This window comes from Vibrio sp. V08_P9A1T1 (assembly GCF_963874405.1).
Lineage (GTDB): Bacteria > Pseudomonadota > Gammaproteobacteria > Enterobacterales > Vibrionaceae > Vibrio > Vibrio anguillarum.
Map to the genome: position 1 here is coordinate 20,318 of NZ_CAWNIB010000022.1, position 19,287 is coordinate 39,604.

Annotated in this window: 20 protein-coding genes and 1 riboswitch; of the genes, 5 read left to right on the forward strand and 15 right to left on the reverse strand. The window is 45.1% G+C overall.

Going from position 1 to position 19,287, the window contains the following annotated elements:
- Window positions 1-537 precede the first annotated feature (537 nt).
- The 4 genes from AACT21_RS01330 to ftnA all read right to left on the reverse strand — a co-directional run bounded on the left by AACT21_RS01330 (window position 538) and on the right by ftnA (window position 3,756).
- Complete coding sequence (locus AACT21_RS01330) at window positions 538-1,725, reverse strand: NAD(P)/FAD-dependent oxidoreductase (RefSeq protein WP_047690326.1); 1,188 nt, start codon at window positions 1,723-1,725, stop codon at window positions 538-540.
- 142 nt (window positions 1,726-1,867) lie between these two features.
- Complete coding sequence (locus AACT21_RS01335) at window positions 1,868-2,689, reverse strand: HDOD domain-containing protein (protein ID WP_019282127.1); 822 nt, start codon at window positions 2,687-2,689, stop codon at window positions 1,868-1,870.
- A gap of 145 nt (window positions 2,690-2,834) precedes the next feature.
- Window positions 2,835-3,158 (reverse strand): universal stress protein UspB, encoded by a 324-nt coding sequence (uspB, locus tag AACT21_RS01340; RefSeq protein ID WP_010319583.1) that lies wholly within the window; start codon window positions 3,156-3,158, stop codon window positions 2,835-2,837.
- Window positions 3,159-3,228: 70 nt separating this feature from the next.
- Window positions 3,229-3,756 (reverse strand): non-heme ferritin, encoded by a 528-nt coding sequence (gene ftnA, locus AACT21_RS01345; RefSeq protein WP_013855622.1) that lies wholly within the window; start codon window positions 3,754-3,756, stop codon window positions 3,229-3,231.
- A gap of 154 nt (window positions 3,757-3,910) precedes the next feature.
- On the opposite strand from ftnA, the gene AACT21_RS01350 reads away from it, so the two are divergent.
- On the forward strand, window positions 3,911-4,336 hold the full coding sequence (locus AACT21_RS01350; protein WP_010319581.1) for a universal stress protein: 426 nt from the start codon (window positions 3,911-3,913) through the stop codon (window positions 4,334-4,336).
- 56 nt (window positions 4,337-4,392) lie between these two features.
- Window positions 4,393-5,268 carry a carboxylate/amino acid/amine transporter gene (locus AACT21_RS01355; protein WP_094164026.1) on the forward strand — a complete coding sequence of 292 codons (876 nt, stop codon included), beginning with the start codon at window positions 4,393-4,395 and terminating at the stop codon, window positions 5,266-5,268.
- A 134-nt stretch (window positions 5,269-5,402) separates the two neighbouring features.
- On the opposite strand, the gene AACT21_RS01360 is transcribed toward AACT21_RS01355, so the two are convergent.
- Both AACT21_RS01360 and AACT21_RS01365 read right to left on the reverse strand, forming a co-directional pair.
- Entirely contained in the window at window positions 5,403-5,849 is a 447-nt protein-coding gene (locus AACT21_RS01360) for a hypothetical protein (protein ID WP_013855620.1), read from the reverse strand.
- Window positions 5,850-5,960: 111 nt separating this feature from the next.
- On the reverse strand, window positions 5,961-6,740 hold the full coding sequence (locus AACT21_RS01365; protein ID WP_010319578.1) for a class I SAM-dependent methyltransferase: 780 nt from the start codon (window positions 6,738-6,740) through the stop codon (window positions 5,961-5,963).
- Window positions 6,741-6,895: 155 nt separating this feature from the next.
- Between AACT21_RS01365 and asnC the strand changes: the two genes are divergently transcribed.
- Entirely contained in the window at window positions 6,896-7,360 is a 465-nt protein-coding gene (gene asnC, locus AACT21_RS01370; RefSeq protein ID WP_010319577.1) for a transcriptional regulator AsnC, read from the forward strand.
- A 77-nt stretch (window positions 7,361-7,437) separates the two neighbouring features.
- On the opposite strand, the gene tsrA is transcribed toward asnC, so the two are convergent.
- Both tsrA and AACT21_RS01380 read right to left on the reverse strand, forming a co-directional pair.
- Window positions 7,438-7,719 carry an H-NS-like global regulator TsrA gene (tsrA, locus tag AACT21_RS01375; RefSeq protein WP_017044523.1) on the reverse strand — a complete coding sequence of 94 codons (282 nt, stop codon included), beginning with the start codon at window positions 7,717-7,719 and terminating at the stop codon, window positions 7,438-7,440.
- Between the two features lie 90 nt (window positions 7,720-7,809).
- A complete protein-coding gene (locus tag AACT21_RS01380) occupies window positions 7,810-9,009 on the reverse strand; it encodes a multidrug effflux MFS transporter (RefSeq protein WP_010319414.1) in 1,200 nt (399 codons plus the stop codon).
- Between the two features lie 116 nt (window positions 9,010-9,125).
- On the opposite strand from AACT21_RS01380, the gene AACT21_RS01385 reads away from it, so the two are divergent.
- Window positions 9,126-10,067, forward strand: a complete 942-nt coding sequence (locus AACT21_RS01385; protein ID WP_026027502.1) for a LysR family transcriptional regulator — start codon at window positions 9,126-9,128, stop codon at window positions 10,065-10,067.
- Window positions 10,068-10,225: 158 nt separating this feature from the next.
- Window positions 10,226-12,016: an aminopeptidase P family protein gene (locus AACT21_RS01390; protein ID WP_176430196.1), complete on the forward strand. Its 1,791-nt coding sequence runs from the start codon at window positions 10,226-10,228 to the stop codon at window positions 12,014-12,016.
- Between the two features lie 195 nt (window positions 12,017-12,211).
- Here the strand turns inward: AACT21_RS01390 and thiH are convergent, their stop codons facing one another.
- The 7 genes from thiH to crcB form a co-directional block, all read right to left on the reverse strand.
- Window positions 12,212-13,324 carry a 2-iminoacetate synthase ThiH gene (gene thiH, locus AACT21_RS01395; protein WP_088733021.1) on the reverse strand — a complete coding sequence of 371 codons (1,113 nt, stop codon included), beginning with the start codon at window positions 13,322-13,324 and terminating at the stop codon, window positions 12,212-12,214.
- A 2-nt stretch (window positions 13,325-13,326) separates the two neighbouring features.
- Window positions 13,327-14,091, reverse strand: a complete 765-nt coding sequence (locus AACT21_RS01400; protein WP_094164030.1) for a thiazole synthase — start codon at window positions 14,089-14,091, stop codon at window positions 13,327-13,329.
- Complete coding sequence (gene thiS / locus AACT21_RS01405; RefSeq protein WP_010319419.1) at window positions 14,092-14,301, reverse strand: sulfur carrier protein ThiS; 210 nt, start codon at window positions 14,299-14,301, stop codon at window positions 14,092-14,094.
- Complete coding sequence (locus AACT21_RS01410; protein WP_017048426.1) at window positions 14,289-15,077, reverse strand: HesA/MoeB/ThiF family protein; 789 nt, start codon at window positions 15,075-15,077, stop codon at window positions 14,289-14,291. Before AACT21_RS01410 ends, thiS begins: the two co-directional genes overlap by 13 nt.
- Window positions 15,067-16,362 (reverse strand): thiamine phosphate synthase, encoded by a 1,296-nt coding sequence (gene thiE, locus AACT21_RS01415; protein ID WP_094164032.1) that lies wholly within the window; start codon window positions 16,360-16,362, stop codon window positions 15,067-15,069. Before thiE ends, AACT21_RS01410 begins: the two co-directional genes overlap by 11 nt.
- Before the next feature lie 4 nt (window positions 16,363-16,366).
- Window positions 16,367-18,316: a phosphomethylpyrimidine synthase ThiC gene (gene thiC, locus AACT21_RS01420; RefSeq protein WP_094164035.1), complete on the reverse strand. Its 1,950-nt coding sequence runs from the start codon at window positions 18,314-18,316 to the stop codon at window positions 16,367-16,369.
- A gap of 109 nt (window positions 18,317-18,425) precedes the next feature.
- Window positions 18,426-18,524: riboswitch (TPP riboswitch) on the reverse strand.
- A gap of 52 nt (window positions 18,525-18,576) precedes the next feature.
- Window positions 18,577-18,960, reverse strand: coding sequence for a fluoride efflux transporter CrcB (gene crcB, locus AACT21_RS01425; RefSeq protein ID WP_094164037.1), 384 nt, complete (start codon window positions 18,958-18,960; stop codon window positions 18,577-18,579).
- Window positions 18,961-19,287 lie beyond the last annotated feature (327 nt).

Consider the following 19,287-nt stretch of genomic DNA (forward strand, 5'->3'; position numbering starts at 1 on the left):
GTAAAAGGTCATGTCTTTATTTGTGAGTAAATGTAGAAGATTGATTTCATCCAGATGAGTTTACATCCGTTGTGAATATAATTTTTAGCCGTTTACTGGTTCAATAAAATGCACATTTATTCATACTTTTACAGCATGTCGAATCACATGCTTTGAGCTAAAAGTGATAAGCATGAAAAAGCCGTTGCTATGTTCAACCTTCGAGTAAACAAAAAGCAGAAGGATAGCGCGAACTTTTTATGATTTATGGTTATGATTTTTGGATATCAAAGGGTAAGTACAAAGAACCAAGCATTTGATATGCAGACGCATTCGCTTGAGTAATGTAAGGGCGAGAAGATTTTTCCTGATATTGCGTCTGGTGCAAAAACCAGCCGACCTTCTTTGAACAACGCCTTGCCCCGTTGCGGGCAAGTGAGGCTATCAACGCCTACAAATGAGACAGGCTAGTCCGTTCGTGAAAGCACGGTGTAGAGATAATAAAGTTTGTATCCTTGGGGTGATCCTCGTCACCCCTTTTGGGTCTTCTCTACACACTTACACCCACTGTCCGGCGACATAACCGCTTGACCAACACCATTGGAAATTATAGCCACCAAGCCAGCCCGTCACATCCATTACCTCACCAATAAAATAGAGGCCCGGAACCGATTTGCATTCCATGGTTTTCGATGAGAGGCAATCGGTGTCTACGCCACCTAATGTGACTTCGGCTGTGCGATAACCTTCAGTACCATTGGGAAGAATCGGCCAATGTTGTAAGTCGTGTGCGATAGCGGTTATTTCGTGTGGGTTTAACTGTTTGAGCGGTTTATCGACAAAAGCTTTGCGCTCAATCAGCACTTCAACCAAACGCTTAGGCAGTACTTTCGCGAGTGTGTTTTTTAAGCTTTGATTTGGGTGTGCTTCACGTGATTCATTCAATAGCCGCTCGATGTCTACTTCCGGCACTAAGTTGATACTGACCTTCTGCCCCGCTTTCCAGTAAGAAGAAATTTGCAACACCGCTGGCCCAGATAAACCACGATGAGTAAACAGCAGTGCTTCTTTAAACACAGTGCCATCTTCAGTAGTGATTTCAGTTGGAATGGCAATGCCGGCCAGTTCGGCGAAATCTTCTTTATCTTGTTTATGCAGTGTAAAAGGCACGAGCCCGGCCGTGGTTGGGATCACCGCCAGTCCAAACTGCTCTGCAATTTTGTAACCAAAAGGAGTCGCACCAAGCTTGGGCATCGACAAGCCGCCCGTTGCGACTACCAATGACTGGCACTCGATCGGCCCGTCATTGGTGGTGAGCTGAAAGCCGTTTGGCACCTTATCTATCGATTGAATCTCGACTTGATAACGCTGCTTGACCGTCGGTAAATCGCACTCTTTTAGCAACATATTGACGATGTCCTTCGCCGAATCAAGGCAAAAGAGCTGGCCATGATCGCGCTCTTCAAACGCAATATTGTATTTACTGACCAGCGAGATAAAGTCCCACTGGCTGTACTGCGATAACGCTGATTTAACGAAATGGGGATTGCGGCATAAGTAGTTAGCGGCCGATAGTTCATAATTGGTGAAATTACAGCGACCGCCACCTGAGATCAAAATTTTACGGCCAGGCTTTTTGGCATGATCGAGAACGCATACGCTGCGCCCGCGCAGGCCAGCTTGCGCGGCGCACATTAGCCCGGCGGCGCCAGCACCAATAACGACAACATCAAACGACTGACTCATGCTTTCACCTTCATTTAATTAGACGCACACGCACCTAATGACAAACAAAAAGGATGCAGCGCTGGTGGCGTACATCCTTATCAATGGGGGACATTTTAACGACTAATTGAGTGAAGACAAGGTTAATCCACCAGCGACGGTATTAGACGAGCTGCTCGGCAAGCTCGCGCCCTTTTCCGCGAACGGCGTCAATTGTTTCAGCAAATGTGGCAGATATTGCCAGTACACGAGCATCTGGGTGCTCAGCCAGAAATAAGCGTTTTTCTTTTTCGGTCAGGATGTCCCATTGATGGTGGATATCACGGGCAAAATGCAATACACGGGCAAGTTTTGGTGAAAGCTGCGCTTTTTCTGGCTGCGCAGAGTAGGCGATCGCATCGACCATCTCATCAGGAAACTTCCAAGCTTTGGCTAGCTTCGCCCCCAGTACATTCGCATCGGTATGGATGATTTGCTGTTGTGCTTCTAGTTCAACTTCACCAGCATCAACACAAAGGCGAATTTTCAACGCTTCTTGCGGCGCTAATGTGTGGATCATCAATTGGCCAATGTTGTGCAATATTCCGGTAGTAAAAACGCTATTGGCATCGAGTTTACAAGCGGCCCCCAGTTTGCTGGCGATAATGGCAATTTCAAAGGTATCGGACCAATATTGCTGCAGATCCAAGGTGTCAATTTTAGGAAAAGCACTGGATAATACCGATGCCACCACCATAGTTCTCACCGAGCCACTTCCGACACGAATCACCGCATCATTGATAGAGGCCACTGTGCGGCTTCCGCCAAAATGTGCCGAATTTGCAAGGCGAAGCAGCCGCGCACTCAACACTTGTTCCATGGCAATTTTTTTTGTGAGCGCACCAAAATCGACCTCTTCCTTATTAACCATTTCGAGTAGTTCTTGTAATACTTGTTGAATACGAGGTAACTCATTCAAACGTGCGAGCAGTGCTTTTTCATCCATTATTTTTCTCCTTTCGATTGCTCTTGCTAATAATAGTCGCCGCACAATGAAGATGCATAATAGTGAAGAAATAAGTCGATGACTTTATACAGACGATAAAAAAGGAGCACGATAGCTCCTTTAATCAATACAATGACTGGCTCAGTTATACGATACAAGCCGCGAAGGTTGTCACCGCCAGCAATGACATCGACAAGATAAACAGCGCTCTAACGCGATCACACTTGCCCGTAAATAGGGGATCGTGGTGATGGTGATACTCTTTACCTTTCAAATAGTGGAAAAGACGAACCTGCTTGGTGACATTACCGTGAGTGGTAAAAAAGCCACCGCCATCCACTTGTTGATAAAGCAATGGATGAGCTTCACGCATGATGTAAATAAGTGAGCGTAGCGCCGTAAGATACCTGACTAGGTTAACCCCAGTGACCAGCATTAGCGCAAATAAAATTGTATCCCCAGTGATCATCTTTTCCTCCCTACACCTTTGCATAGAACCCAAAGAAAAAGACGATCGCTTCATACTCTTTCTGCTGCGATTACACAGCTTGGGTATCCATTACAGAAGATGAGCCGGCTTTTGCCATTGCGGCTAGGTCTTTGTCGATGAAGAACAGCGCCTTACCATCATCACCCACAAGCTCTAGCTTATCTAAAATCCCTTTAAACAACTTCTCTTCTTCATGTTGCTCCGCAACGTACCACTGAAGGAAGTTAAACGTTGAGTAGTCTTGAGATGTGAACGCCGCATGAGCGAGTTTATTAATCTGCTGAGTAATCATCTGCTCATGTTGATAAGTTTCGCGAAACACTTCACCAAGGCTCGTAAACTTATGTTTTGGCGCTGCGATCGCACCAAGGATAGGCAGTGCACCCGTTTCACTCACGTAGGTGAATAAACGCTGCATGTGCTGCATTTCTTCTACGGCATGAGCGCGTAAAAACTCGGCAGCACCTTCAAATCCTTTATCTTCACACCAAGCACTCATTTGTAAGTATAGATTGGATGAAAAAAATTCCAGATTAATTTGTTCATTCAGTTTTTCAACCATAGCTTGTGACAACATGTCGACTCCTAGTTTATGTAACGATTTGAATTGACTATACCATGAACCTCACCATAACACTTTGAGTCAGGTATGCGGATATGAGATCACGACGACAAAAAACTCTCGGCCTCAGTGCTAATCTTTAATCAGTACCCCATCAGGAGATAATACAATGAGTTATCAACATATTTTGGTTGCCATTGATCTTTCAGAAGACAGTAAACTCTTAGTCGACAAAGCTGTTGCACTGGCAAAACCACTCGATGCTGACGTTTCTTTCATTCACATTGATGTCAACTATGCCGAGCTGTATACCGGACTCATTGATATCAATTTAGCAGAAACTCAACATCACGCGATGGAAGCGTCACAAAAGCAGCTGCAAGCCTTAGCGGAACACGCGCAATACCCTATCCGCCATACACTAGTAGGCAGCGGCGACCTCAGTAATGAGCTCTGCGAAACCATCGCTGAATTCAGTGTTGATTTGGTGGTCTGCGGTCATCATCAAGATTTTTGGAGCAAGTTACTCTCATCCACTCGGCAACTGATTAACTGTTCGCCAGTCGACATGCTTGTAATACCACTTCACGACTGACGACAAGCCAAAACTCGGTTAGACTGCGGGTTATTTACTGTTCAGCGTTGTTTGTTATGGCCTATCTCTCTGCAGTCACCCTACTTTGGGCATTTTCATTTAGCTTGATCGGCGTTTATCTCGCCGGTCAAGTTGATTCTTGGTTCGCGGTTTGGATGCGCGTTGCATTAGCGAGCTTAGTATTTCTACCTTTGATCAGGTTTAAAACCGTTCCCGCTCCGTTGATCGCTAAGTTGATGACCATTGGTGGAATCCAACTGGGCCTGATGTACTGTTTCTACTATCAATCATTTTTACTGCTATCGGTTCCTGAAGTTTTGCTGTTTACGGTGTTTACACCAATCTACGTCACGCTGATCTACGATCTACTGAAAGGCCGCTTTTCTCCGTGGTACTTAGTGACGGCGGCCATTGCCGTAATCGGTGCCGTTTTTATTAAATTTGCAGCAATAAACGAGCACTTTTTGCTGGGTTTTTTGGTGGTGCAAGGGGCTAACCTCTGTTTTGCTATCGGCCAAGTGGCTTATAAATACGTCATGGAAAAAGAGACCATTACTTTAGCGCAACACAGCGTATTCGGTTATTTCTACTTAGGTGCATTGGTGGTAGCAAGCGTGGCATTTTTACTGTTTGGCAATAGTGAAAGACTGCCCACTACCTCTTTGCAATGGGGTATTTTGATCTACTTAGGGGTAATTGCTTCTGGGCTTGGTTACTTCGTGTGGAACAAAGGAGCCTGTTTAGTCAATGCAGGCGCATTAGCGATTATGAATAATGCACTGGTTCCCGCCGGATTAGTGGTGAATATTCTGATTTGGAATCGCGACGTAGATTTAATCCGCCTTGCAATTGGCGGCGTGATCATTTTGCTCTCACTGTGGGTCAATGAAACTTGGGTAAAACGCAAAGTCGCTGCCAGCCGTACTCACTGAATCAGGCTGAGCGTTAAAAACAACAAAGCCCGCAATCATCGCGGGCTTTGTTGTTGAAAAAGGGGCTATCGTGGCTCGGTTTAACTCACCATCTGTTTTCAGTAAACCATCTATTTTTAGTAAACTATCTGTTTTTAGTGAATCTGCCGTTGTAGTGAACGTTCACTAACCGAAGAAATTCGTTGATTCACATCGGCAAACTTTACTTGTAATGCAGGGTGTTTCTTTAACAGTTTTTGCTGCTGTTTCAGCACTTTTTCTAACTTCTTCAGTACTTTTTTTTGTTTTTTTAACGCTTTCTTGTTCTGTTTTTCCGATCGCTTGGCGGCCTTTTTACCTTTGTCCGTCATGCCATTTGACGTACCAGAGCGCAGTTGTTTCTTCCCTTCCGAAACAAGCTTTGTCGATGCACTCGGAATAGCAGCAGGCTTACACAGCGTGTTTTTATCCGATGATGAACGAGCACATGAGCGACAAAGAAATTTTGGCGCAGCCACAATCTGATGGATATCCCCAAGCTGGCTAGTAATATCGTGTCGGTTCAATTTGCATAAACGCTTATTCATGTACGCCTCGATCACGAATAGGAATAATTATTAGTTAGATATACAATTCCAAACACGATTAAGCAAGCACTAAATTACATCTATGGGCCACGAGATTTTCTCGCCAAAGCTAACGTATTGAATGCGTTAGATCATCGCCGCTTTCACATACACATCAAAACGATTTTTCTTGGTTTCAATCGCCATACTCGGCTTTTGTTTGTCTAACCAATCGGCATAGTCAGGACGCTTCACCACCACGCGTTTGGTCGCCAAACTCAAGGCTGGATTTAATAATGCATCAGCATCCAAGTCAGCGCCCACCAGCGATTGAAAGACGCGCATCTCCTTTTTTACCAAAGCCGTTTGTTTTTTACTTTCCGGGTGCGGGTACATGGGGTCAAGATACACCACATCTGGCTTTACAAAATCTTCATCTTGCGCCAGTTTTTCGAGCGCATCATGACTCGAAGCGTGAAGTAACGACATTCGCTCGCTTACCCAGCCACCAATCTCCGCATCTTGCTTGGCACGCTCTAAACCATCATCGAGCAGCGCGGCCACAACGGGATGCCGCTCGACCATTTGCACTTTACAGCCGAGCGAGGCCAACACAAAAGCATCACGACCTAACCCAGCCGTTGCATCTAACACGGTCGGTGTCGCTCCTTTGTTTAGTCCAGCAGCTTTGGCTATCGACTGACCTTTACCGCCACCAAATTTACGTCGGTGAGCAACCGCCCCCGTGACTAAATCGACATAAATAGCGCCGAGTTTAGGCTCATCCAGTTTACGCAACTCAAGACGATACTGAGTTAATACCAAGGCAAATGGGCTCTCAGCGCATGGTTTTAATCCCCAACGCGCGGCTAATGTATCCAAATGTGCTTGCTGAGCAGGAACTTCGCAAATCAGTTGTAGCTGCAAGTTAACTCCGAAACAAAGGAAATAATGAGGAGGCTTGAGTTTACCCAATTTTCACTGACGTGACTAAAGCTTATCGCTTTTCTTAAACGGCGGCTTACGAGAAACAACGACCAGTGATAAACTGAGCGAACCATTTCAATGATAAGGATGCTGTGATGCAAGCCACTACCGCTAAACTGGACGAACTCGACCGCGCCATTTTAAAAATTTTAATGGACGATGCACGCACGCCCTACGCAGAAATGGCCAAGCAGTTCAACGTTAGTCCTGCCACTATCCATGTTCGCATTGAAAAGATGAAATCGGCCGATATCATTCAGGGTACGGAAGTGATCGTCAATACCAAAAAATTGGGTTATGACGTGTGTTGTTTTATCGGTATCAATCTCAATGCCGCGCGAGACTACCATTCGGCGCTCGCCAAACTCAATGCGCTGGACGAAGTGGTGGAAGCCTATTACACCACAGGAGCCTATAATATTTTTGTGAAGTTAATGTGCCGCTCGATTGAAGAATTACAATTTGTGCTGATCGACAAATTACAGGCTATTGATGAAGTGCAATCCACAGAGACGCTTATTTCCTTACAGAACCCGATTAACCGAAATGTGAATCCTTAATCACCGAAGCCGCAAACACCACGCAATAAAAAGCCCGAAACTAAATTCCGGGCTATGGCATCGGTACTGATAATAAATTATTTGTTCAGATAAGTTAAAAGCTCTTCAGCCGAAATACCCTGCTTTGCCAATTCCTTCGCCATGATTTCGACTTGCTCGCCTTTACGCGCTTCAATCACTTGTTGAAACTGAAAGACTAAATCACGCAGAACTGGTAATGGTACTTGTTTGGCGGCACTGCGAATACGCTCACTACTTTGGTTGCCTAATTCATTCAGCAATTTTCCGAACATGACCTTTTCTGGAGACTCGTCGAGTTGTTCCCAAATTCGAGCCATTTCATAGGTTGTCATTGACATTGTTGTTTCGTTTCCAAAGTGCAATTGAAATAATTAAGTGACTAAATATACACCCGTTAAAAAGAATATAAAACAGCAGGTGACAATTTATTAATTCACCACTAATTGATGCCAATAACGCCCTGCTTTAGAAAACAGGATAAACAACGCTGGCGCAATCAGCCACATTTGCAGTGCAATTAATATCTGAGGTTCTAACCCAACACGCTGCATGGTACCAACTAACAGGCCAGCACCACTCATCTGAAACAAACCAAGCAGTGCTGCGGCGGTTCCCGCACGGTCACCAAATGGCGCCAGTGCTTTTCCTGCGGCCGCTCCCAGAATCCAAGCAAAACCGATTGATGACATAAAAATGGGCAGCATAAAGGCAATCGCCGTTTTCTGTTGTGCCAGCGCGACCATGGTAGTCCCCGCAACCAATAGCGTGCCAATTCCAACCACCAGCGCCATATGGGTACCAAACCTATCCATAAATTTCGGCGCACTTAGGCAGGCAACGATATTAATGATGGCATTGAGTCCAAACCAGAAAGTAAATTCATTCATGGTCAATCCATAACCTTCCATTAATACCACTGGGGCAGAAGTGACATAGGCTAAAATAACCGCCATCGCTAACATACATAATGAAGCATGGAAGAGAAAAGATGGTGTTTTCAATACGGACCAGTAACGCGATAACTTAAAGAACGCTTGCTGTTCGGTGGCTTGCGGGTTGGTTTCTTTCATACCAATCACCATCATTAAACCCGCGACCACGGCAAAACCAGCCATAAAGCTGAAGTTACTGCGCCAGCCAAATTGCTGAGTTAACCAACTACCAAGGATTGGCGCTAATGCAGGAATAAAACAGATTGCACCATTTAAGTAGCTGATCATTTTGCCGCTACGTTGTGGGCCAAAAATATCGCGAACTGTTGCAAAAGCCGCTACCGATGTCGCGCACGCACCGAAGCCTTGTAGTAGCCGAGCCATCAGCATCCATTCAATACTTTGAGCGGCCCACGCCAAGCAAGCACTCAATGCATAAATACTGATCCCTCCTAATGCAACAGTTCGACGACCGAGTTTGTCCGCTAGCGGGCCAGCAAAGAGTTGACCGACTCCCATAGCAAACAGAAACCAAGTAATCGTATCTTGTGCATAAGCGTGTTCCACGTGAAACGTTTGAGAAATTTGCGGTAAAGCTGGTAGATAAATATCAATCGCTAACGGGCTAAACAGAACCAACAAAATCAGTAATGCCAATTGACGCTTACTATGCGCGTCAGAGGTTATTTGCTTCACGAAACACTCCAGTAATGAGAAAGAACACACTTTTACAACTCGGCTATAATAGAGCAATGATGATATGAATAGAAATGGCTTATACTCATCACAATTATTCCCAAATGGAAATACAGATGAATATAGAAAAATTAGCCAGAATCGATCTTAATTTGCTTGTTTGTCTGTCCGTACTGCTAGAAGAACTGAACGTAACGCGCGCCGCCCATCGCCTCTGTTTGAGTCAATCTGCCGTCAGTAAATCGCTTGCCAAGCTTCGTCAGCAGTTTAATGACCCGTTGTTTATTCGTAATTCACATGGCTTAAAGGCAACGCCGCAGGCGCTCTATCTCAAACCCAAACTCGACACTCTCATCAATCAGCTCGAGCTACTCACTCAACCACAACAATTTTCACCACAAAGCAGTGAATACCGTTTTCATATTGCGGCCGTAGAAAGCGTCTACCCATTAATTCTCCCTCATTTTTTGCCCGCTATTTTCAGCCAAGGTCCAAATCTCAACATCAACACTCACTCATGGAACGATCAAACCTTTAAGAAATTGCAGCTTGGTGAGTTGGATTTAGGCATTACCGGCAAGGACATTGATATCAACGATGCCAAATTAACGATGCTGCCACCCAGTGATATCTGTGAGCAAGAGATCTATCGAGATAGCCAAATGTGCGTGGTACGTAAAGACCACCCAGCATTGCGAGATAATTGGACGTTAGAGCGCTATTTGTCGCTACGTCACGTACAAGTACGCTGTGATGGTAATGATCGCTGGCTACTCGACTATCGCTTGGCGGATATCGGCCGAGAAAGGGACATCGCAATTACAGTACCGGATTTTAATAGTGCCGCCAGCCTTTGTACTTATACTGATTTTATCTTTACCGCGCCGAGCCACTTCACCCACCTAGTAGCCAAGCAGATGGATCTCGTCGTTTTGCCATTACCGATGGAATTTCCACCTATGGCTTATACGTTATTTTGGCACAGAGACAGAGAAAGTGACCCCGCATTGAGCTGGTTAAGGCAGATGATCCAAACCAAAACACTGCATCTCAGATGAAGCTGCGGTTTGCGCCAGTTCGATAAAAAGAGTAGCTTATTGAAGCTCGTCCCCATCGCCACAACCCCATAGACACAATAATAAAGTCAGGGTTTGCTATGGATTTGCACAGTTCCCTACACCTACAACGGACGGTTATGAGAAAGGATATAACACAGATGCATGATTCAATCGCACAACGCGTATCAGCCTTACGTGGCTGGCTCACACAGCAAGGGCTTGATGCCATCATCATTCCACACGAAGATGAATATCTCGGGGAATATGTACCGCAACACAACGAACGCCTGCATTGGTTAACTGGTTTTACTGGCTCGGCAGGCGCGGCTGTGGTCACCCACGATAGCGCGGCTATTTTTGTGGATGGCCGCTATACCGTGCAAGTTCGTAAACAAGTGCCAGAGGCAACCTTTGAGTACCGTCACTTGATTGAAGAGCCCGTTCTCGATTGGCTCCAAAGCGCATTGGTCTCAGGTAGTAAAGTGGGATTTGATCCGCGCATGCATCGAGCAAGCTGGCTTAAAACGGCACAGGCAAAATTGTCTGATGAGTTACAGCTTATTGCCGTCGGCAATAATCCAATCGATGAGTTATGGAAAGACCGTCCTAGCGCTGCAATTTCAGCAGTGCGCTTGATGGGTAATGAACTCGTCGGTATCAGTAGCCATGATAAGCGTGAGCAAATAGCTCATCAGCTGAGTAAGAAAAAGATTGATGCGGCGGTACTGACAGAACTTGATTCCATCTGCTGGCTGCTAAATATCCGTGGCCTTGATGTTTCCCGATTACCAGTATTACTTTCCCATGCCATTATTTATGCTGACTCCAGCGTCGATTTCTTCCTTGACCCTGCTCGTCTTCCTGCGGAATTTGACAAGCATGTCGGTGGCGGCGTTCGCGTTCACCATCCAGATCAATTAGAAAAGCAGCTTAACTTACTCGCAGGTAAAAAGGTGATGATCGATCCTGCTACCAGTAATGCATGGTTTACGCTGACTTTACAAAATTCCGCTGCTGAAATCATTAATGACGCCGATCCGTGCTTACTGCTAAAAGCGGCAAAAAATGCAACCGAAGTCTCTGGAATGAAAGCGTGCCACGTGCGTGATGGTGTGGCGATGACGAAATTTCTTGCTTGGTTGGATAATGAAGTGGCTAGCCAAAGACTGCACGACGAAGGCTATTTATCTGACCGCTTACAAGCATTTAGAGAGGAAGATCCAACTCTAGCCGATCTTAGTTTTGATACTATTTCAGCGGCAGGCAGTAATGCAGCTATGTGCCATTACAACCACATCAACCAAGTAAAACCAGGACAATTAGCCCAAGACTCACTTTATCTTGTCGATTCTGGCGGCCAATATTGTGATGGTACGACTGATATTACGCGTACCATTGCCATTGGTAACCCCAGTGAAGAGATGAAAAAACAGTTCACTTTAGTGCTGAAAGGTCACATTGCATTAGCCAGAGCACGCTTTCCAAAAGGTACCTGTGGTCATCAGCTTGATGTACTTGCCCGTCAGCACCTATGGGCTAATGGCTTCGATTATGATCATGGCACTGGTCATGGAGTCGGCCACTTTTTGAGTGTCCATGAAGGGCCACAACGCATCAGCAAAGTTTTCAACAACGTCGCACTGCTTCCGGGTATGGTACTGTCGAATGAGCCCGGTTATTACCGTGCCGATGCGTTTGGCATTCGTATAGAAAACTTAGAACTGGTGGTCGAAGTTGAAACACAAGGTGATTTCTCTGTGTTGGGGTTTGAGTCACTCACGCGTTGCCCGATTGATAAGCGCGCGATCAACATCAATATGTTAACTCGACCAGAGCTCACATGGCTAAATGACTACCATCAAAAAGTATGGGATCAAGTTAGCCCACTCGTTGAGGGTGATAACAAAGCGTGGTTGCGCCAAGCGACGCTATCTATTGAGCATGATTAAACTTCAACATGATAGAACAAATGCGCTGTAGGTAGTTTCCCTGTAGTAACTTAACCTAGAAAGATGAAAGGCGACCTCGAGTCGCCTTTACTTAAACTTATGATTCTCTTAACTCGAACTCACCTTAATTAGCCAAGTCACCATACTTTAATGAATGCATTCATATGTTTCACGTGAAACGTGCAAGCCATGACCTCATCCAGAATAGGCAGCATGCCAATCTCGCCACACAACTTCAAAGCCTTGCCCTTTAACAGCGGCGGCAACTTGTACGGCTGTACGTTCATCGCTAATCACAAATTGCTCAAGCTCGGCCTCTTGCATTGCATAACCTCCAGGCTGTGTTTTTGATCCCGCCGATATGCTGGTGATCCCCAGTGGAATGAGCTTATCCCTAAAGTGCGCCGATTCGCGGGTAGAAAGCGAGAGTTCCACTTCTGAATTGAGCAAGCGAAATGCACAGATGAGCTGAACCAGTTGCTTGTCAGACATAACCGATTTAGGTTGCAGGCCTCCTTCACAAGGTCGCAAGCGAGGAAACGAAATCGAATAGCGCGTCTTCCAATATCTCTTTTCAAGATAATCCAGGTGAGCGGCCACGTAAAAACAATCGGCCCGCCAATCTTCCAAGCCAATCAAAGCGCCAAGACCAATCTTATCAATCCCCGCCCGGGCAAGTCGGTCCGGTGTTTCAAGGCGAAAGTTAAAATCCATTTTGTTGCCTCGCAGATGATGTAAAGCGTAAGTCGATGGATGATAAGTCTCTTGATATACCATTACCGCATCTAAACCTAAGCTCTTTAGCTCCGCATAGTGCGCTTGCTGAAGCGGTTGAACCTCCATAGCAACATAGCTGACTTCACGCTTTATCAACGGCAGTATCTGCCGGAAATAGTTCATGCCTACTTTGGTTTCATGCTCACCAGTGACCAGCAAGACATTATCAAACTGCATCTGCTTGATAACTGCCAATTCACGTTCAACTTCATGCAAACTTAATGTACGCCGCTTGATGCGATTCTCCATCGAAAATCCACAATAAGTGCACGCATTGGCACACAAATTTGAAAGATAAAGCGGGATATAAAAAGAAAGAGTATTGCCAAAGCGTTGCCTCGTCAGTGCGTAAGAAAGTTGCGCTAACTGCTCGATATAAGGCTCAGCAGCAGGAGAGATTAATGCCTTAAAATCCTCCAAATCGCGCTTCTCTTTATGCAATGCTCGCTCGACATCTGACGCTGTTTTGGAACGGATTGATAACGCAATATCGTCCCAATCGAGTTGTTTGAAACGTTCTAAAAAGCTCATCGCTATTGATCCAAAAATGCAGTTAGAGGGCTGGATGCGATAGCATGATGAACCTGAGTTGCAAGCCCAGCCTCATAAGCCATTCGACCCGACTCCACCGCCAACTTAAATGCCAACGCCATTTGTATCGGATCGCGCGCGGCCGCAATTGCGGTGTTAACTAAGACAGCATCCGCGCCCAATTCCATCGCAAAAGCCGCATGCGATGGCGCGCCAATACCGGCATCAATAATCACGGGTACACGAGCTTGGTTAATGATGATTTCTAAAAAATCTCGTGAGACCAGCCCCTTATTCGATCCAATTGGCGCACCTAATGGCATTACGGCCGCGCACCCCACCTCCTCTAAACGCTTACAGAGTACAGGGTCAGCATGACAATAAGGTAATACGATAAATCCATCTTTCACTAATTGTTCCGCTGCTTTTAACGTTTCGATAGGGTCAGGCATCAGATACTTAGGATCGGGATGAATTTCTAGCTTCAGCCACGATGTCGATAACGCTTCACGCGCTAAATGGGCGGCAAAAATCGCATCCTTCGCATTTTTCGCACCCGATGTGTTGGGTAAAAGATGGACGCCTGACTCGATAAGTGGCGCTAAAATATCATCATTTAGTTGATTAAGATCGACTCGCTTTAATGCCATTGTCGCCATTTGTGAGCCAGATGTGGCAATAGCTTTTGTCATTAACTCTCGGTTGGCAAATTTCCCCGTACCAGTGAACAGGCGAGATTCAAACTGTTTATTCGCTATCGTTAACATTTAGCCTCCTGCAATGGCTTGAAACAGCGATATTTGGTCGCCTTCACTTAATAGGGTCGTTGACCACGCACTACGCGGCACTACGCTCTGATTCAGGGCAAACACGCAACCGGTAATCGTGATCGAAAGCAGTTTGGTGAGATCCGCAATACTGGTTCCCGCTGAAACTTGATGAAACTGCTGATTAATCTTGATCGTTATATCTGACATGTGGCTTCTCCCTTCATCTGATCAGCCTGTGGGTACCCGCACACCTCGCACTGAGGATCTTTAACAACATTTAAGGTTTGGAATTGAAACAAATGAGCATCAAACAGTGTCAGTTGGTTAGCATTACGCATCGTCTGTCGAGTCAATATCATGATGGCTTGTAAAGCTTGCAGGGTTCCGATGATTCCGACGACAGGCCCCAGAATACCGAATTCATTACAACGCTGCGCGGCAGGCAGTTCGCTATCAGGCACTAAACAGTGATAACAAGGTGACAACGGCAGTTGATCAAAAGCAATGACTTGCCCCTTCCATCCAATAGCCGAACCTGAAATCAATGGCTTAATTAGTTTACGGCACAACTGGTTAATTTGCTGACGACTGTGGATGTTATCCGTGCAGTCAAGAACGACATCAGCGTTAAGCACTTCCAGTTCGAGCTGAGTACCAATAAGGCGTTTAGATATCGCTCTTACTCTGCAATCAAGGTTGATGGCTTTAATTTGCTCTGCCATCGCATCGACTTTGGTTTGACCAATTTGCCTCTCTCGGTAGATCACCTGCCGAGGTAAGTTGCTGCTTTCAACTCGGTCATCATCCACTATTACCAGTTGTCCAATACCAGCACTCGCCAAATACAAAACGGCCGCAGACCCTAAACCACCACAACCAATAACCAGCACTCGGCTATCAAGTAAAGATTGCTGTCCATTCTCACCTATTTCAGGGAGCGCAAGTTGCCTTTGATAACGGATAAATTGCGCATCAGAAAGCATAATCACATACCTCCTCAGCACGACTTGGTAATCGGTTTTGTATGATTCGATTGAAACTATCAATGACCAACTGAGGTGATTTTGCTTCTGTCACTGCACGTACAACGGCCAAGCCTGATACATCGCACTGCCAAACTTGCAATGCGTTCTCTAGGTTAATTCCGCCAATTGCAACTGTGGGTATTTTTGCACTTACAACTTCATCTGAGTTGGCGGCACAACTTAAACTCTCAATTAGCTGCTGGTAAAGTTTCAACCTAACAAGCCCCTGTGGCTTAGAGGGCATAATTTTGGTGGTGGTTGGGAATATGTGACCCAAAGCGATATAGCTGGGATTTAGTGAAGCGATGTTCAGAATCTCATAATAGCCGTGAGTTGAAATACCTAAACAGATCCCAGCTTGAGCAATTTGTGCTAAATCTGCATTGGTGAGATCTTCTTGTCCAAGATGAATGCCAAAAGCACCATGCTTTATCGCAAGCTGCCAATGATCATTAATAAAAACCTGTGCTTGATAGGTTTGTCCAAGCTCAATAGCAGCGATAATTTGTGATTCAAGATCAGGATGTGTTGAATCTTTTATTCGCAGCTGGATTGTCTTTACATCAAACTTCAATAACCGCTCGACCCACTCAGCGCTATCCACAACAGGGTAAAGGCCAATATTTTTGTCTATCTTTGGAAAACAGATATGATTTTGTTTATCGTCAGCAAAGATGCCAGCTACTGAATGTTGTAGCTGAGGAAAATATCTGCTATCCGTTGGCCATGTTTCACGTGAAACACTCATTGCCGCGCGAGCAACCACTAAAGCATCCTCTAGTAGAAAGTCGAGACACAACAATGATAGAACCCAAGCAAAGTGCTCACTCTTTGCATCAGCAGCATGAGCATTCGTAGAATATCTTATACGACGCAGCTCTTCTCCGTGATACCACTCATCAACATAGTCGTATGAGTCAGCCGCTGTAAGCCCTATCTTGACCAAACAAGTTTCTCGTTTCTGGGAGTGCTCAAATGGCATTTGAGCGCAAAAATTGACTTGGTATTGCAAGAATAAATTGGGCTTATCAGTTAAAACACTTAGCGCATCTTCGCACGAGGCTAAGCAATCGCTGCCAATCAAAGATGAGTATGAAGGCGTTACTAATTGACAATATAAAGTTGGGCTGGCACCCAAAAAAATATCATCGATATCAAAACCATGATGCTTGGCCAATAGCAAAACCTGTTGTACTTGAGCAGTCAACGCAATGTCATCACGGGGGATAAGTAATTGAATCATCTAATTACTCCTCGCTAACGACTGACTGTTGACTAACAGCAGGATGATAAAGCTCTGATCCTGAGGCTTTAAACTCTTGCGATTTCTGTCTCATGCCTTGTAACGGGTCATCTAGCAGCGTAATGGAAATGAGCGCATCAGCAGCAACTTGCTTGGTATCTAGCGCATACTCTCGAACCTCTTGAGAGATTTTCATCGAGCAGAATTTCGGCCCGCACATAGAGCAAAAATGCGCGACTTTACCAGACTCTTGCGGAAGAGTTTCATCGTGAAAAGCACGCGCTGTAACGGGGTCTAATGCAAGATTGAATTGGTCTTCCCAACGAAACTCAAAACGTGCTTTCGATAACGCATTATCGCGCACTTGTGCTCCCGGGTGCCCTTTCGCAAGGTCTGCAGCATGTGCTGCCAATTTATAAGTAATTAAACCCGTTTTAACATCTTCTTTGTTTGGTAAACCAAGGTGCTCTTTCGGTGTTACATAGCAAAGCATCGCGCAGCCATACCAGCCAATCATCGCAGCACCAATACCGGAAGTGATGTGATCATATCCCGGAGCAATATCGGTAGTTAATGGGCCCAAGGTATAGAATGGCGCTTCATGGCAATGCTTTAATTGTTCATCCATATTCTCTTTAATCAAATGCATGGGGATATGGCCAGGGCCTTCAATAATGACCTGTACATCATATTCCCACGCTATTTTGGTCAACTCACCTAAAGTGCGCAGCTCTGCAAATTGTGCTTCATCGTTAGCATCGGCAATGGATCCTGGCCGTAGTCCATCCCCTAAGGAAAGGGCAACGTCATACTTGGCGCAAATTTCACAAATTTCACGGAAATGAGTGTAAAGAAAACTCTCGGTATGATGGGCTAAACACCATTTAGCGATAATAGAGCCGCCACGCGAAACGATACCAGTAACACGTTTCGCGGTCATTGGCACATAACGAAGCAACAAACCAGCATGAATTGTAAAGTAATCAACACCTTGCTCCGCTTGCTCAAGTAAGGTATCTCGCATTACTTCCCATGATAAATCCTCCGCAATACCATTTACTTTTTCCAATGCTTGATACATAGGCACAGTGCCAATCGGTACGGGGCTATTACGTAAAATCCATTCTCGAGTTTCGTGAATATTTCGCCCAGTAGAGAGATCCATCACGGTATCCCCACCCCAGCGGGTTGCCCATACCAATTTTTCAACCTCTTCTTCAATTGATGAAGAGACGGATGAGTTACCGATATTCGCATTCACTTTGACGAGAAAATTACGACCAATGATCATCGGCTCTGATTCAGGATGGTTAATATTCGACGGGATGATGGCTCGTCCTTCGGCAACTTCACGACGCACAAACTCAGGAGTTATTCGCTTTGGTAGATTAGCCCCCAAATGAATCCCTGCATGTTGCTGGCTCAGCTGTGCATCCATACACTCTCCCCGTCGCGTATTTTCGCGAATGGCAATGTATTCCATTTCGGGTGTGATAACACCTTGCCGCGCATAATGAAGTTGAGTAACGCACTTCCCTTTCTTTGCTCGGCGTATGGCTGGCAAGTTCCCATAACGTAGTTCGTCCAATGTATCATCAGATAAACGTTCTTTAGTGTAAGCAGAACTGACCTCATCAAGCCACTCGGTATCATCCCGCTCAGCGATCCATTTTTCCCTTAATTTAGGCAAACCTTGATATAAGTCGATAGTATGAGATGGGTCGGTATAGACACCTGAAGTGTCATAAACGCATATAGATTCATTCGGTTGATAAATCGGTGAGGACTTTGTGCCCCCGACCAAGCTGTCAGCTAGTTTAATCTCACGCATTGGCACGCGGATATCCGAACGTGAACCAGTAATATAGATTTTAGAGGAATTTGGGTAGGGTTCGACAGACAATGTGTCAATGAATTGTTTGGCTTCCAGTCTCGCTTGTTTGCGACTCGACATAGCATCTTCCTTTTTTGTACTAGGGATAAATGCTTGACGGATTAATGCACAAGAGTTGATCAAAATGGAATTTTGATCTTAAAGATATAACGCTAGATAGATCACCAGCAGGTTATATTCTCTTGTTCCCTTCGCAGGTATTAGCCTGATCAGGTTCAACGGATCCCGAAAATACGGTCTCAGCCTTATGGCACTCCGACAAGTTGAGTCACGATTATAGGGAAAGACTATCCATTAACCAAGATGAAATTATGATTTCGTTAACTTCTCATCAACAACTGGAAACCTATCCAAGCCGCTGAGATACTTAACACCACGTTTAATAAGACATTAACACCCATTTTCAGAAAGGCTCCTTGCTGCATCAGCAATACATTATCCATAGAGAATGTAGAAAATGTGGTTAATGCACCCAAGAAACCCAAACCAATAATCTGGCGCCATGGCTCAGTTGCAAGTAATTCACTCTCAAAAGCAGCGATCAATAATCCCATAATAAATGAGCCGACAACGTTAACGGTGAGCGTTCCATAAGGAAACCCGCGTCCTAACAAGAACACACATAGCTCGGTAACTAGATAACGTGCACATGCGCCAAATGCGCCACCTAATGCAATAAAACCTAAAATAGACAGCTTTCCCATAACGAATTCCTAAAAGTAACCGTCGTTATTTTAACCGCTAAGCATAATAAATCGAACCTAATTACTAAAATAATCAAGGAAAGTTATGCTGATAATCTAGTGCTTTTAAAAAGTTACATCCGTCACTTACTGAGTAAATGGATAAGCTAAACCGCTCTTAATGCCAATTGAAGTAACAATATGATCTAATTAAGGCTATTTCACGCTCGGGATCGCTTTCTTGGATACAGCTTGAGTACAGAGAGCTGGCCACAAAAATGTGCCGAAGGGATGAGGTAAACGGAATTAGTTAATTTTTCGGATTACTATCATAGAGGAAGCGAACAG